The organism is Paraburkholderia sp. 22099, from assembly GCF_052045835.1.
Lineage (GTDB): Bacteria > Pseudomonadota > Gammaproteobacteria > Burkholderiales > Burkholderiaceae > Paraburkholderia > Paraburkholderia terricola.
This window is the reverse complement of the sequence record NZ_JBQEPU010000057.1, coordinates 1-14,391: the sequence shown is the minus strand read 5'-3', so window position 1 is coordinate 14,391 and position 14,391 is coordinate 1. Positions and strand designations below refer to the sequence as shown.

Here is a 14,391-nt window from a genome sequence, read left to right as displayed (position 1 = left end):
GCACGTTCGTCAACCATGTCTCCGGTCTGTACACGGCCGGCAAAGAGAAGTAGGTGCCGCCCCGCACAGGGGCAACGCTAATAGACCACTAACAAATCAAGCAAAGGCCAACAAAGCAACAACCACCACCAACAGCGCCGCGCAGGCAAAAAACCCAAAAACACAATCACAACCTAAACTTCCCCACCATCTCCTTCAACCCCCGCGCCTGATCATCCAGCGACCGCGCAGCGGCCGTCGCCTGTTCAACGAGCGCGGCATTCTGCTGCGTGCCCGAATCCATCTGCGTCACCGCGAGGTTGATCTCCTCGATCCCGGCGCTCTGCTCCGACGACGCCGCCGAAATCTCGCCCATGATGTCCGTAACCCGCTTCACGGCCTTGACGACTTCGTCCATCGTCTGCCCGGCGTCCTGCGCCAGGGTCGAGCCATTGCTCACCCGCTCGACGGAAGCACCGATCAACCCCTTGATCTCCTTCGCGGCCGCCGCGCTGCGCTGCGCCAGGTTGCGCACTTCCGCGGCGACCACCGAAAACCCGCGCCCTTCCTCGCCCGCCCGCGCGGCCTCGACCGCCGCGTTCAAGGCCAGAATGTTGGTCTGGAACGCAATGCCCTCGATCACGCCGATGATGTCGCCGATACTGCGCGCGCTGTCGTTGATCTCGTTCATCGTCGCGACCACGCGGCTCACCACCTCGCCGCCCTTCTCCGCGATCTCCGACGCGTTGTTGGCGAGCGTGCTCGCCTGCTTCGCGTTGTCGGCGTTCTGACGCACGGTCGACGTCAACTGCTCCATGCTGCTCGCGGTGCGCTCGAGCGCCATCGCCTGCTGTTCGGTACGTTGCGAGAGGTCCTGATTGCCCATCGAAATCTCGCCCGAGGCGGTCGCGATCGCGTCCGCGCTCGCGGCAATGTCGGAGACCGTCGTCGCGAGACCGCCTTGCATGTCGTGCAGCGCGTACAACATGCTCGACCTGTCGTTGCGGCCGAGCGCGATCCGGTTCGTCAGATCGCCCGCCGCGATCCGGCTGGCGATTTCCTTCGCATACGCGGGTTCGCCGCCGAGTTGACGGGCAAGGCGTCGCACCACCCATTCGCTGATGCCGAACGCCAGCACGATCAGCCCGAGCGTCATCACCGCGATCATCACGAACGACGAGTGATAGATGAAGCCCGACGCGTCGATGGTCGCCTTCGCGGCCGTGCCGCGCTGCGCGACGAGTTCGTCGACGAGCTTTTCGAGCTTGCCGGTCTCGACCAGCAGGGAAACGTCCTGCGTGCCGACCTGCCAGTTCATCTGCGACAGATCGAGCGGCTGCGCCTTCACGAGCGTCACGAAGTCGCGCAGGTGGCCGCTCCATATCGCGACGGCGGCGGCGAATTTCTTCTGCTGATCGACCGCCTTCGCGTCGGATGAATCGACGTACTGCTGCAGCGTGCCCAGTTGCGCGCCGAGGCCGGCAAGGCCCTTGTCGATGTCGGCGCCCAGTTCGTCGCGTTCCTTCGCGGTGGTCGCGGTCAGCAGCGTTTTTTGCGCGCGGCTCGCGCGCAGCATGTAGCCGCGCGCTTCCTCGGCCGCGCGGCTGGCGACGTGGCCCTGGTCGTAGATCGATTGCGTGGAGGCATTCAGGCGGCTGATCTGCGTGAGCGAGAACACGCCGATCAGCAGCGTGCCGATCAGCAGCACCGCGAACGCGAGGCGCAGCATTATCCTCACCGGCAAGCCCTTGAACCGCACGGCGCGCGAGCGGCCGCCCTGTCCACGCGACGGCGACTTGCCAGCCGCTTGTGCATCCGGTACGAACCCCGCGCCCGTCTGGCCGCCTGGCGAAATGACTTTCATATTTTCCCGTCCCCACGAGTTCGGACTGCCGGAAAGGTCGATTCCGGCAGGGCTGCTTCATTGCTGCTTATCTCTCCGGGTCTACGGCATCAACCTCCGCGATCTTTAGCGTCGCGTCGAGAAAAAGCCGCTTGCGTGTCGCCCGGTTTCAGCGCGCCGCCTGGATGAGCGACGCGACCGCGACCGTTTTATACACGGCCAAAAATCGCTCCAAGCGCACTCCGAGCGCATTTATCCGGCCACTTGCCACACCCGAACGGTCATGGCAGCCGATTCGCGGCGAGCACCGCGGCGGTGCGGCCCGCTCGCGTCTGGGCGCCTTTTTCGATGCTCTTTAGGGTTGCGCATGTCCGATTCTCGACAAAGCTTGTCCTTACAATTCACTCAAGCCACATTAAACTTCGGCAATTAGCTCGCAACGCCAAAGGCCGCGTCGATATGCCGCGACGCCCCGCTCCCAGGCATCGCGGCGTTGCAACGTGGCCGCCACCCTTTCTTTTCTGAACTCACGTATGGAAACGAGCCTCGACAAAAGCGCCCTCGCCGGCGCGCAAGCGCCCGCCAAAGTGCAACGCACGGTGTATTCCGTGCTGGGCGCGATCAGTTTTTCGCATCTGCTCAACGACATGATCCAGTCGTTGATCCTCGCGATCTACCCGATGCTGAAAGACAACTTTGCGCTGTCGTTCGGGCAGATCGGCCTGATTACGCTGACTTACCAGATCACCGCGTCGCTGCTGCAACCGCTCGTCGGCATCTATACCGACAAGCATCCGAAGCCGTACTCGCTGCCGGTCGGCATGGGTTTCACGCTCGCGGGCCTGCTGCTGATGTCGGTCGCGCCCAATTTCGGCGTGCTGCTGGTGGCCGCGGCGCTGGTCGGCTGCGGTTCGTCGGTGTTCCATCCCGAATCGTCGAGGGTGGCGCGCATGGCTTCGGGTGGCCGTCATGGTCTCGCGCAGTCGCTGTTCCAGGTGGGCGGCAACGCGGGTTCGTCGCTCGGGCCGCTGCTCGCCGCGTTGATCGTGATTCCGCACGGGCAGCGCAGCATCGCGTGGTTCTCGGTCGCCGCGCTCGTCGCGATCGTGGTGCTGACGCAGATCGGCCGCTGGTACAAGCAGCATCCGTCGGTGAAGAAGGCGCGCGGCCAGACCGCTCACGCCACGCTGTCGCGCAACAAGGTCATGTTCGCGATGGGCGTGCTGATCTTGCTGGTGTTCTCGAAGTACTTCTATCTCGCCAGCATCAACAGCTACTTCACCTTTTATCTGATCGACAGGTTCCATTTGCCGGTGCAGGCCGCGCAGGTCCACCTGTTCGTGTTCCTCGCGGCGGTCGCGGCGGGCACGGTGATCGGCGGGCCGATCGGCGACCGGATCGGCCGCAAGTACGTGATCTGGGTGTCGATTCTCGGCGTCGCGCCGTTCACGCTGCTGCTGCCGTACGCGAACCTGTTCTGGACCGGCGTGTTGACGGTGATCATCGGTGTGGTGCTGGCCTCGGCGTTCTCGGCGATTCTGGTCTACGCGCAGGAGTTGATCCCCGGCAAGGTGGGCATGGTCGCGGGGCTGTTCTTCGGTTTTGCGTTCGGCATGGGCGGGATCGGCGCGGCGGTGCTCGGGCAATTAGCCGATGCCACCAGCATCACCTACGTGTACAAGGTGTGCTCGTTCCTGCCGCTGATCGGCGTGCTGACGGTGTTTCTGCCGGACGTCGAAGGCAAGCGCGCGAAGGCGTGAGCGTTTGTTTTCGGGGGGTGCATGAGGAAAAGGCGCTGCGGCGCCTTTTTCTTTGGTGCTGGCGGGTGGCGCGGCGGGTCTTGCGGCGCTCGCCTTGGTGCTCGGTGCTCGGTGCTCGGTGCTCGGTGCTCACGGCTCACGGCTCGCGGCTCGCGACTTACGGCTCGCGCCTCGCGGCTCGGTGCTCGCGGCTCACAGCTCGCGGTTCACAGCTCGCGGCTCGCGGCTCGCGGCTCGGTTCGACGCAATCATCATGGCCCGCGTCTCGCTCATGGTGAACCCGCGTTGTCCGCCGTGCCGGGCGTACCCTATGCTTGCGTGGACACACACGCCTTGCACTCGCGCCGCGCCACATTCGGCAATACGGCCGCATGCCGACTCGACGTCCGTCCATTCACGCAGCAGAAGGATCGCCGCAGATGACCACCTACCGCGACTTCCACCGCCGTTCGATCGAGAACCCCGAGGCATTCTGGCGCGACGAAGCGCGGCGGATTCACTGGGAGACGCCGTTCGACAGCGTGCTCGACCGCTCGAATCCGCCGTTCGCCCGCTGGTTCGTCGGCGGGCGCACGAACCTGTGCCATAACGCGGTGGACCGGCATCTCGCCGAGCGCGCGCAGCAGAACGCGCTGATTTATGTATCGACGGAAACCGGCATCGAGCGGCGCTACACCTACGCCGAGCTCCACGCGGAAATCAACCGGATGGCGGCGGTCATGCGCTCGCTCGGCGTGAAGCGCGGCGATGTCGTGCTGCTCTATCTGCCGATGATTCCCGAAGCGCTCTTCGCGATGCTCGCCTGCGCGCGGCTGGGCGCGATTCACTCGGTGGTGTTCGGCGGCTTCGCGGCGCCGAACCTCGCCGCCCGCATCGACGACGCGAAACCCGCGCTGATCGTCACCGCCGACGCCGGCGCGCGCGGCGGCAAGGTGATCGACTACACGCCGCTGGTGGACGAAGCGCTCGCGCGCGCGGCCCACAAGACCCCGCACGTGCTGCTGATCGACCGGCAACTCGCGCCCGAGCGCCTGAACGCGAACTATCTGGTTGCCTACGAACCGCTGCGCGGGAAGTTCTTCGACGCCCACGTGCCGTGCGAATGGCTCGAATCGAACGAGCCTTCGTATGTGCTCTACACGTCGGGCACGACCGGCAAGCCGAAGGGCGTGCAACGCGACGTGGGCGGCTATGCGGTGGCGCTGGCGGCATCGATGGAACATATCTTCGAGGGCCGGCCCGGCGACACGATGTTCACCGCGTCGGACGTGGGCTGGGTGGTCGGCCATAGCTACATCGTCTACGCGCCGTTGCTCGCAGGCCTGACCACCGTGATGTACGAAGGCACGCCGATTCGTCCTGACGGCGGCATCTGGTGGCGCCTCGTCGAACAGCACAAGATCAATCTGATGTTCACCGCGCCGACCGCGTTGCGCGTGCTGAAAAAGCAGGACCCGGCGCTGTTGAGGAAAGCCGATCTGTCGAGCCTGCGCACGCTGTTCCTCGCGGGCGAGCCGCTCGACGAACCGACCGCCGCATGGATCGCCGATGCGCTCGGCAAGCCGGTGATCGACAACTACTGGCAGACCGAAACCGGCTGGCCGATATTGGCGATTCCGCGCGGCGTCGAGGCGCTGCCGACCAGGCTCGGTTCGCCCGGCGTGCCGTCGGCGGGCTTCGATCTGAAGTTGCGCAATGAACTGACCGGCGAGCCTTGCGCGCCCGGCGAAAAGGGCGTGCTCACGCTGGGCTATCCGCTGCCGCCCGGCTGCATGTCGACCGTATGGGGCGACGACAAGCGCTTCGTGAGCACCTACTGGTCGAGCGTTCCGAATCAACAGGTGTATTCCACCTTCGACTGGGGCATTCAGGACGAGGACGGTTACGTGACGATCCTCGGCCGCACCGACGACGTGATCAACGTCGCCGGCCACCGGCTCGGCACGCGCGAAATCGAGGAAGCGTTGTCGAGCCACGCGGCAGTTGCGGAAGTCGCGGTGGTCGGCGTGACGGACGCGTTGAAGGGTCAGGCGGCGCTGGCCTTCGTGGTGCTGCGCGACGCGCAAGCCCACGCGAACGACAAGGCGCGCACGAAGCTGGAAGCCGAACTCATCGCGACGGTCGATCGCCAGCTCGGCGCGATTGCGCGGCCGGCGCGGGTGGTGGTGGTGTCGATGCTGCCGAAGACCCGCTCGGGCAAGCTGCTGCGCCGCGCGATCGCGGCGCTGGCCGAGGGACGTGAGCCGGGCGATTTGCCGACTATCGAAGATCCGGCGGCGTTGCAGCAGGTGCGCGACGCGCTGGGGAAATCCGATCAGACGTAACCGACGACCCAACCCGCGGCGACTCAACCCGCGCTACGCGCCGCCAGAAACCGCGCCAGAATCGCATTCGAATAAGCTCCGGCGATCTCGGTGAGAAACGATACGAACGACTCCGGCGCGTGATCGTCGGCGGTGTCCGAGATCGTGCGCACGACGGCGCACGGCACACCGTACTCGTGACACACCTGCGCGATCGCCGCGCCTTCCATCTCGACGGCAAGCGCGTCCGGCAAGGCCGCGCGCAAGGCTTCGACGCCCAACGCGCTGGCAATGAACTGATCGCCGCTGATAATCAGCCCGCGATGCACGCGCGGCTCGCGCGTGCCAAATCGCGCTGCGGACGCCGCGCCCGCTTCGGCCACGAAACGCTCGCACGCGGCGGCCAGTTGATCGGCAAGCGCCACATCGGCGGCAAAACGCGACACGCCCAACAGCGGCACTTCAAAACGTGGAAACAGCGGCGACGCGTCGAGATCGTGTTGCAGCAGCGCATTGGCGACGACGATATCGCCGATCCGCACCTCGCTGCCCACGCCGCCCGCGACGCCCGTGAACACGACGGCCTCGACGTCGAACGCATGAATCAGCGCGCTGACGGTCGCCGCCGCCGCGACCTTGCCGACGCGCGCCAGCGTCACCACGCACGGCGCACCGTGAACGGTGCCGAGGTGATAGTCACGCTGACCATGCGTGATGGTGCGCAGACCGGATTCGGCCCGCATCGCCTCGATCAGATCGCCGAGTTCCTGCGGCAAGGCGGCGAGAATGCCGAGCGGACGATGCGACGCGCTCGCGCCGCCGCGATCGGGATCGACACCGCCCGCCGCCCCAGCAGCGCTCATTCGACCGCCTGCAATTTGGCGACCGCGAGCGCCAGCCACTTCTCGCCGTGCCGCTTGAATTTGACCTGCGCCTTCGCGTCGGTGCCGCCGCCTTCGAGCGCGGTGATCGTGCCTTCGCCGAACTTGGTGTGGAACACCTGCTGACCGACGCGAAAACCCGTTTCCGCCGCGCGCTGTTCGTTGGCGAAGGCCGGCAGCGGCGCGGGCGTGGACGAAGCCGCGCCCGTGTAACCCGGCCGCGCGAACCAGTCGCGCCCGTAACCGGCGTTGTCCGAGCGGCCGCCCCAGCGCGCGCCCGCCTCCACTTTCGGCGTGAGCCACTTGAGCGTTTCCTGCGGCAATTCGTCGAAGAAACGCGAACGGATGTTGTAGCGCGTCTGGCCGTGCAGCATCCGGCTTTGCGCGAACGACAGATACAGCCGCTCCTTCGCCCGCGTGATCGCCACGTACATCAAGCGCCGCTCCTCCTCCAGACCGTCCGACTCCATCGCGCTGTTCTCGTGCGGAAACAGGCCCTCTTCCAGACCGGTGATGAACACCGCCGTGAACTCCAGACCCTTGGCCGCATGCACCGTCATCAGTTGCACCGCTTCCTGACCGGCCTGCGCCTGGTTGTCGCCGGCTTCGAGCGACGCGTGCGACAGGAAACCGGCGAGCGGCGTCATCGTGTCCGGGTTTTGCGCCGGGTCGGCGATGCCGGGCGCGTCGAACACGACCGTATTCGGATCGTCGGTGGCGACGGCCAGTTCAGGCGCGGCGGTCGCGCCGGGGCGCAGCGGAATCGAGCGCGCCGGCGTATCCATGCCGTAGCCTTCCTCGCTGACGAACGCGGCGGCCGCGTTGACCAGTTCCTGCAAGTTTTCCAGCCGGTCCTGGCCTTCGCGTTCGTTCTGATAGAACTCCGCGAGACCGCTCGTGCGGACCACGTGCTCGACGGTTTCCGGCAAGCTCATCTGCTGGGTTTCCGCGCGCATCCTGCCGATCAGATTGGCGAACGCCGCGAGGCTCGAACCCGCCTTGCCCGCGACATACGGAATCGCCGCGGCCATCGAGCAGTTGTACAGGCGCGCCGCGTCCGCGAGTTGTTCGATCGAGCGCGCGCCGATGCCGCGCGTCGGGAAATTGACGACGCGCGCGAACGCGGTGTCGTCGTTCGGATTGTCGATCAGGCGCAGATAGGCCAGCGCGTGCTTGACTTCCTGGCGCTCGAAAAAGCGCAAGCCGCCGTACACGCGATACGCGATGCCCGCGTTCACCAGCGTGTGTTCGATCGTGCGCGACTGCGCGTTGCTGCGGTACAGGATCGCGATCTCGCTGCGCGACGTGCCGGTGCTGATCAGCGCCTTGATTTCCTCGACGATCCAGCCGGCTTCCTGCGTGTCGGTGGCGGATTCGTACACGCGCACCGGTTCGCCGTGGCCGGCGTCCGTGCGCAGATTCTTGCCCAGCCGCCGCGAGTTGTTGGCGATCAACTGATTGGCGGCGTCGAGAATATGGCCGTGCGAGCGGTAGTTCTGCTCCAGCTTGATGAGATGCCGCACGTTGAACTCGTGCTCGAAGTCGCGCATGTTGCCGACGTTCGCGCCGCGGAACGCGTAGATCGACTGGTCGTCGTCGCCCACCGCGAAGATCGAGTTGGCCTGGCCCGCCAGCAGCTTCAGCCACGCGTATTGCAGCTTGTTGGTGTCCTGGAACTCGTCCACCAGAATGTGCCTGAAGCGCGCCTGATAGTGGGCGCGCAGCGGCGGATTGTGCGCGAGCAGTTCATGACAGCGCAGCAGCAGTTCCGGAAAATCGACCACGCCTTCGCGCTGGCACTGCTGGTCGTAGGCTTCGTACAGTTCGACGAACTTGCGGTTGAAGTTGTCGGTGGCGTCGACGTCCTTCGGGCGCAGGCCTTGTTCCTTCGCGTTGTTGATGAAGTACTGGAGATTTTTCGCCGGGTACTTTTCGTCGTCGATGTTGAGGCCCTTCATCAGACGCTTGATCGCGGAGAGCTGGTCGGCGGTGTCGAGAATCTGGAACGTGGCCGGCAGACCCGCGTCGCGATGATGCGCGCGCAGCATGCGGTTGCACAGGCCGTGGAAGGTCCCGATCCACATGCCGCGCGTGTCGATCGGCAGGAGCGCCGAAAGACGCGACATCATTTCGCGCGCGGCCTTGTTGGTGAAGGTCACCGCCAGGATCGTGGCGGGCGAGGCCAGCCCATGCTGGATGAGCCACGCGATGCGGGTGATCAGAACGCGGGTTTTGCCGCTGCCCGCGCCGGCGAGAATGAGCGCCGGCTCATTGGGGAGCGTGACGGCGGCGTGTTGTTCGGGGTTTAGGTTAGCTAGCAGATCGGGCATTTTTCTGGAGGGACGGCGGTTCGTTCGTCATTATATGCCCCTGCGGGGAGTGGGATTTTTGGCCTGCTCGGCGGGGTTTTGGTTTGGTTGGTTTTTGCTTTTTGGTTTGGTTCGTCTTGCTTTTTGGCCTTTTCTTGATTTGTTAGTGGTCTATTAGTGTTGCCCCTGTGCGGGGCGGCACCTACTTTCTTTGCCGCCGTGTACGGACCGGAGACATGGCTGACAGGTGTGCGAGGACATGGTTGACACTTCCGGGTACGGAAAACGCCCGGTCCCGACCATGCCCTGGAACGCAAGAGACACCATGAGCCTCAGACAGGAATTTGTTCATCTGGCCGGTCAGCACACGCTCACGATCACCGAACTGTGCGAGCGCTTTAACATCAGCCGGCAGACCGGCTACAAATGGCTCAAACGTGGCGAGGACGCGCTGGCGGATCGGCAAGGACGAGGCGAGGCCGACGGCGGCCCCCACGGCGCAAAAAATTACCGCTGTCTTCCTTGGCAGACCCATCCGCGACGCACGCAGTGCGGAGTGGGAGCTGATGACGGCCTGGTCACTGACGCTGGCTGTGCGAGGGATCATCCGTTTATCGCACCACTGCGCCCTCCAAGCCAGGAGACCCGCTTGAAAGCTGGCGGTGTGAGCCGCTTTCTTTGCCTACTTTCTTTGCGGCGGCAAAGAAAGTAGGTGCCGCCCCGCACAGGGGCAACGCCAATAGACCACTAAGACCAACCAAACCAAACCCGCCGAGCAGGCCAAAACACCAAACAACTCCCTGCGGTAGAATTTGACCCTCTGCCCGGCGCCGCAACCGGCGCCCCCATCCCGAAGGTCATCGTCGATGCAAATTCAGATCCACAAGGAAGTCGATGCGCGCGGGCTGATGTGCCCGCTGCCCATCTTGCGCGCCAAGAAGGCGCTCGCCGACATGGAAAGCGGCCAGATTCTCAAGGTGCTGGCCACCGATCCCGGCTCGCAGCGCGATTTCGCCGCGTTCGCGAAGCAAACCGGCAATGAAATCGTCGAAAGCTCAGCGCACGACAAGGTCTTCACGTTTCTGATGAAGCGCCGCTGATTCACGCGCGCTCCCGAACGCTCGCACCCAAAACAAAAGGCGCTGTGCCCGCAAATGCGGGTCACAGCGCCTTTTTCATGCCCTGCAAGACCAATAAATAACCGGGCGCCAGGAACGCAACTGCGCGTTCAGCCTTCGAGCACCGGCGAACGCGTGCGCAGATATTCCTCGAAATCGGCGGCTACTTCCGGGTGACGCAGCGCGAACTCCACTGTCGCCTTCAGATAACCCAGCTTGCTGCCGCAGTCGAAACGCGTGCCGTGATACTTGTACGCCAGCACCTGCTCATCGGCGAGCAGCGACTGAATCGCGTCCGTCAGCTGCAATTCGCCGCCGGCGCCCGGCTTGAGCGCGCGGATGTGATCGAAAATCCGCGGCTTGAGCACGTAGCGGCCCACCACGCCGAGATTCGACGGCGCCACGTTCGGCTCCGGCTTTTCGACGATGCCCGACATCTTGATGATCGAGTCTTCCCACTCCTTGCCGTCGACAATGCCGTACGACTTGGTTTCCTGCGCGGGAATCTCTTCGACGCCGATCACCGAGCTGTGATAGTGGTCGAACACCTCGATCATTTGCGTCATCACGGGCGGCGTGCCGTACAGCAAATCGTCCGCGAGAATCACGGCGAAGGGGTTGTCGCCCACCAGTTTTTCCGCGCACAGCACCGCGTGGCCGAGGCCCAACGCTTCCGGCTGGCGCACGTAGAAACAGTCGACGTGGCTCGGCTTGATGCTGCGCACCAGTTCGAGCAGCTTGTCCTTGCCGCGCGCCTGCAGTTCGGCTTCGATTTCATACGACTTATCGAAATGGTCCTCGATCGCGCGCTTGCTGCGGCCCGTCACGAAGATCATTTCGGTGATGCCGGCCGCCATCGCCTCTTCCACCGCGTATTGGATCAGCGGCTTGTCGACGATCGGCAGCATCTCTTTCGGGCTCGCCTTCGTGGCAGGGAGGAACCGGGTGCCGAGACCTGCCACCGGAAATACCGCCTTTGTAACTTTTAGCATGTGATTACCCTAGTCCTCTGGTTTGCTATGAGTCCGTACCCGCCGCACGAGGGGCGGGCACGAGCCTCGATCAGGCCGGCAAGCGCGCGAACTGCGCTTTCAGCTTGCCGACCGTGGCTTCGAATTCCGCCAGCCTTTTTTGCTCCTGCTCGACGACTGCCGGCGGCGCCTTCGCCACGAAGCTCTCGTTCTGCAATTTGGCGTTGCACTTGACGATTTCCGTGCTCAACCGCGCGATCTCCTTGGACAAGCGCTCGCGCTCGACGGCCACGTCGATCTCCACCTTCAGCACCAGCTTGTCACTGCCTACGATAGCAATTGGCGCGCCATCCGCTTGTGCATCGAGCGCTGCCTCGTCGGCGATGATCTGCACTTCCGATAAGCGAGCCAACGCCTGGGCGTACGGCGCAAACGTGCGCAGACGCTCCGCGTTGCCGGTCGCGAGCAACGGCACCTTGACCGCCGGCGACAGATTCATTTCGCCGCGCAGGTTCCGGCACGCATCGATCACGGCCTTCAGGTCGGCCGCCCATTGCTCGGCGTCTTCGTCGATCTTCGATGGCTCCGCAACGGGGTAAGGCTGCACCATGATCGACGCTTCACCCTCGGCTTTGCCTTCGGGGTAACGGCCGGCCAACGGCGCGACTTTCTGCCACAACGCCTCGGTGATGAACGGAATCACCGGATGCGCGAGGCGCAACACCGTCTCGAGCACGCGCAGCAGCGTGCGGCGCGTGGCGCGCTGCTGGTTCGGCTGACCCGTCTGGATCTGAACCTTGGCGAGTTCGAGGTACCAGTCACAGTATTCATCCCATACGAACTTGTATAGGGCGTTGGCCACATTGTCGAAACGATAGTCGGCGAAACCCTTCGCGACTTCCGCTTCCACGCGTTGCAGGCGCGAGACGATCCAGCGGTCGGCCGCCGAGAAATTCAGGTGGCCCTCCGGACCGCATTCGCCGCACTGCGCCGGCTTGCCGAAACCGCAATCGTGGCCTTCGCAGTTCATCAGCACGAAGCGGGTGGCATTCCACAGCTTGTTGCAGAAGTTGCGGTAGCCCTCGCAGCGTGCCAGGTCGAAATTGACGTTGCGCCCGAGCGTGGCCATCGACGCCATCGTGAAGCGCAGCGCGTCGGTGCCGAATGCCGGAATGCCCGCGGGGAATTCCTTGCGGGTTTTCTTTTCGATCGACGCGGCCTGCCTCGGATTCATCAGGCCGGTGGTGCGTTTGGCGACCAGCGCGTCGAGGCCGATGCCGTCGACGATATCGATCGGGTCGAGCGTATTGCCCTTGCTCTTCGACATTTTCTGGCCTTCGGCGTCGCGCACGAGACCGTGCACGTAGACCGTCTCGAACGGCACGCGCCCGGTGAAATGCGTGGTCATCATGACCATGCGCGCGACCCAGAAGAAGATGATGTCGAAACCGGTAACGAGCACCGACGAAGGCATGAAGTGCTTCAACTCCTTCGTCTCCGCGGGCCAGCCGAGCGACGAGAACGGCACCAGCGCCGACGAGAACCACGTGTCGAGCACGTCTTCATCGCGCCGCAACGGACCGGTGTAGCCGGCTTCCGCCGCCTTTTCGCGGGCGCCTTCCTCGGTCTTCGCGACGAAGATTTCGCCGTTTTCACCGTACCACGCCGGAATCTGATGACCCCACCAGAGCTGACGCGAGATGCACCAGTCCTGGATGTTTTCCAGCCACTGGTAGTAAGTGCTGGTCCAGTTTTCCGGCACGAATTTGATTTCGCCGCTGCGAACCACGTCCAGCGCCGTTTCCGCGATCGACTTGCCGGGATTGAAGGTGCCTTCCGGCGCCGGCTTGCTCATCGCGACGAACCATTGGTCCGTGAGCATCGGCTCGATCACGACCCCCGTGCGGTCGCCGCGCGGCACCATCAGCTTGTGCGGCTTGACCGATTCGAGCGCGCCGAGCGCTTCGAGATCGGCCACCACGAGCTTGCGGGCCTCGAAGCGGTCCATGCCGCGATATCTTTCCGGCGCGTTCTCGTTGATCTTCGCGTCGAGCGTGAGGATTTCGATTTGCGGCAGCTTGTGGCGCAGGCCGACCTGGTAGTCGTTGAAATCGTGCGCCGGCGTGACTTTTACGACGCCGGTGCCGAATTCGCGGTCCACGTAATCGTCGGCGATGATCGGCACTTCGCGGCCCGAAAGCGGCAGCGTGACCGTCTTGCCGATCAACTGCGCGTAGCGTTCGTCTTCGGGATGCACCATCACCGCAGTGTCGCCGAGCATGGTTTCCGGACGCGTGGTGGCGACCGTCAGGTGGCCCGAGCCGTCGGTGAGCGGATACTGGATATGCCACAGGTGGCCGTTCTCTTCCTCGCTGACCACTTCGAGGTCGGAGACGGCGGTGAGCAGCACCGGGTCCCAGTTCACGAGGCGCTTGCCGCGATAGATCAAACCTTGTTCGTACAGGCGCACGAACACGTCGCGCACGGCGGCCGACATCTTGTCGTCCATCGTGAAGTATTCGCGCGACCAGTCGATGGAAGCGCCGAGACGCCGCACCTGATTCGTGATGGTCGAGCCGGATTCCTGCTTCCATGCCCACACGCGCTCGGTGAATTTTTCGCGGCCGAGGTCGTGACGCGAGACGCCTTGAGCGTCCAGTTGCCGTTCGACGACGATTTGCGTGGCGATGCCCGCGTGGTCGGTGCCGGGCACCCACAGCGTGTTCTCGCCGAGCATGCGGTGGTAGCGGGTGAGGCCGTCCATGATCGTCTGGTTGAACGCATGGCCCATGTGCAGCGTGCCGGTGACGTTCGGCGGCGGCAACTGGATCGAAAAGTCTTTTTTGTTCGCGTCGAAGGAGGGCGCGGCGTAGGCGCGCTTTTCCCATTCGGGGCCCCAGTGGGCTTCGATCGTGTGGGGCTCGAAGCTTTTGGCAAGCGTGGAGGTGGTATCGCTCGGGGTGTCGCTCATTTGTTGATCGGCTGGTGGATGCGGAGAATGTTCGATTATAAGCGGCGCTGCGGGTGGGGTTTGGTTTTGGCCTGCTCGGCGGGGTTTGATGGTTGTGGTTGTTGATTTGTTGGCCTTGCTTGATTTGTTGGCCTTGCTTGCTTTGTTGGCCTTTGCTTGATTTGTTAGTGGTCTATTAGCGTTGCCCCTGTGCGGGGCGGCACCTACTTCTCTTTGCCGGCCGTGTACAGACCGGAGACATGGTTGACGAACGTGC

At 64.1% G+C, this 14,391-nt stretch carries 8 protein-coding genes and 1 pseudogene; 4 read left to right on the top strand and 5 right to left on the bottom strand.

The features are described 5' to 3' along the window. Nucleotides 1–166: 166 nt before the first annotated feature. The gene (locus ACTJLC_RS31135) at nucleotides 167–1,843 is read right to left on the bottom strand and encodes a methyl-accepting chemotaxis protein (RefSeq protein WP_073432916.1); all 1,677 of its coding nucleotides are present in this window, start codon (nucleotides 1,841–1,843) and stop codon (nucleotides 167–169) included. Nucleotides 1,844–2,355: 512 nt separating this feature from the next. On the opposite strand from ACTJLC_RS31135, the gene ACTJLC_RS31130 reads away from it, so the two are divergent. Beyond that, complete coding sequence (locus ACTJLC_RS31130) at nucleotides 2,356–3,582, top strand: MFS transporter (RefSeq protein WP_073432917.1); 1,227 nt, start codon at nucleotides 2,356–2,358, stop codon at nucleotides 3,580–3,582. Between the two features lie 419 nt (nucleotides 3,583–4,001). Then, the gene (locus tag ACTJLC_RS31125) at nucleotides 4,002–5,906 is read left to right on the top strand and encodes a propionate--CoA ligase (protein ID WP_073432918.1); all 1,905 of its coding nucleotides are present in this window, start codon (nucleotides 4,002–4,004) and stop codon (nucleotides 5,904–5,906) included. 23 nt (nucleotides 5,907–5,929) lie between these two features. On the opposite strand, the gene ACTJLC_RS31120 is transcribed toward ACTJLC_RS31125, so the two are convergent. Then, on the bottom strand, nucleotides 5,930–6,748 hold the full coding sequence (locus tag ACTJLC_RS31120) for a 5'-methylthioadenosine/adenosylhomocysteine nucleosidase (RefSeq protein WP_310136266.1): 819 nt from the start codon (nucleotides 6,746–6,748) through the stop codon (nucleotides 5,930–5,932). Beyond that, a complete protein-coding gene (locus tag ACTJLC_RS31115; protein ID WP_073432920.1) occupies nucleotides 6,745–9,096 on the bottom strand; it encodes a UvrD-helicase domain-containing protein in 2,352 nt (783 codons plus the stop codon). Before ACTJLC_RS31115 ends, ACTJLC_RS31120 begins: the two co-directional genes overlap by 4 nt. A 280-nt stretch (nucleotides 9,097–9,376) precedes the next feature. Here ACTJLC_RS31115 and ACTJLC_RS31110 point away from each other — a divergent pair. Both ACTJLC_RS31110 and ACTJLC_RS31105 read left to right on the top strand, forming a co-directional pair. Next, nucleotides 9,377–9,547: pseudogene (locus tag ACTJLC_RS31110) on the top strand (helix-turn-helix domain-containing protein); the annotation flags it as partial. A gap of 400 nt (nucleotides 9,548–9,947) precedes the next feature. Next, entirely contained in the window at nucleotides 9,948–10,175 is a 228-nt protein-coding gene (locus ACTJLC_RS31105; RefSeq protein WP_027776570.1) for a sulfurtransferase TusA family protein, read from the top strand. Between the two features lie 128 nt (nucleotides 10,176–10,303). On the opposite strand, the gene galU is transcribed toward ACTJLC_RS31105, so the two are convergent. Then, nucleotides 10,304–11,185, bottom strand: a complete 882-nt coding sequence (gene galU, locus ACTJLC_RS31100; RefSeq protein WP_073432963.1) for a UTP--glucose-1-phosphate uridylyltransferase GalU — start codon at nucleotides 11,183–11,185, stop codon at nucleotides 10,304–10,306. Nucleotides 11,186–11,255: 70 nt separating this feature from the next. Next, a complete protein-coding gene (locus ACTJLC_RS31095; protein WP_310136264.1) occupies nucleotides 11,256–14,135 on the bottom strand; it encodes a valine--tRNA ligase in 2,880 nt (959 codons plus the stop codon). Nucleotides 14,136–14,391 lie beyond the last annotated feature (256 nt).

What these genes read in the sequence shown, in the direction of transcription:
- ACTJLC_RS31135 (WP_073432916.1), bottom strand. Translation starts at nt 1,843, where the DNA reads ATGAAAGTCATTTCGCCAGGCGGCCAGACGGGCGCGGGGTTCGTACCG.
- ACTJLC_RS31130 (WP_073432917.1), top strand. Translation starts at nt 2,356, where the DNA reads ATGGAAACGAGCCTCGACAAAAGCGCCCTCGCCGGCGCGCAAGCGCCC.
- ACTJLC_RS31125 (WP_073432918.1), top strand. Translation starts at nt 4,002, where the DNA reads ATGACCACCTACCGCGACTTCCACCGCCGTTCGATCGAGAACCCCGAG.
- ACTJLC_RS31120 (WP_310136266.1), bottom strand. Translation starts at nt 6,748, where the DNA reads ATGAGCGCTGCTGGGGCGGCGGGCGGTGTCGATCCCGATCGCGGCGGC.
- ACTJLC_RS31115 (WP_073432920.1), bottom strand. Translation starts at nt 9,096, where the DNA reads ATGCCCGATCTGCTAGCTAACCTAAACCCCGAACAACACGCCGCCGTC.
- galU (WP_073432963.1), bottom strand. Translation starts at nt 11,185, where the DNA reads ATGCTAAAAGTTACAAAGGCGGTATTTCCGGTGGCAGGTCTCGGCACC.
- ACTJLC_RS31095 (WP_310136264.1), bottom strand. Translation starts at nt 14,135, where the DNA reads ATGAGCGACACCCCGAGCGATACCACCTCCACGCTTGCCAAAAGCTTC.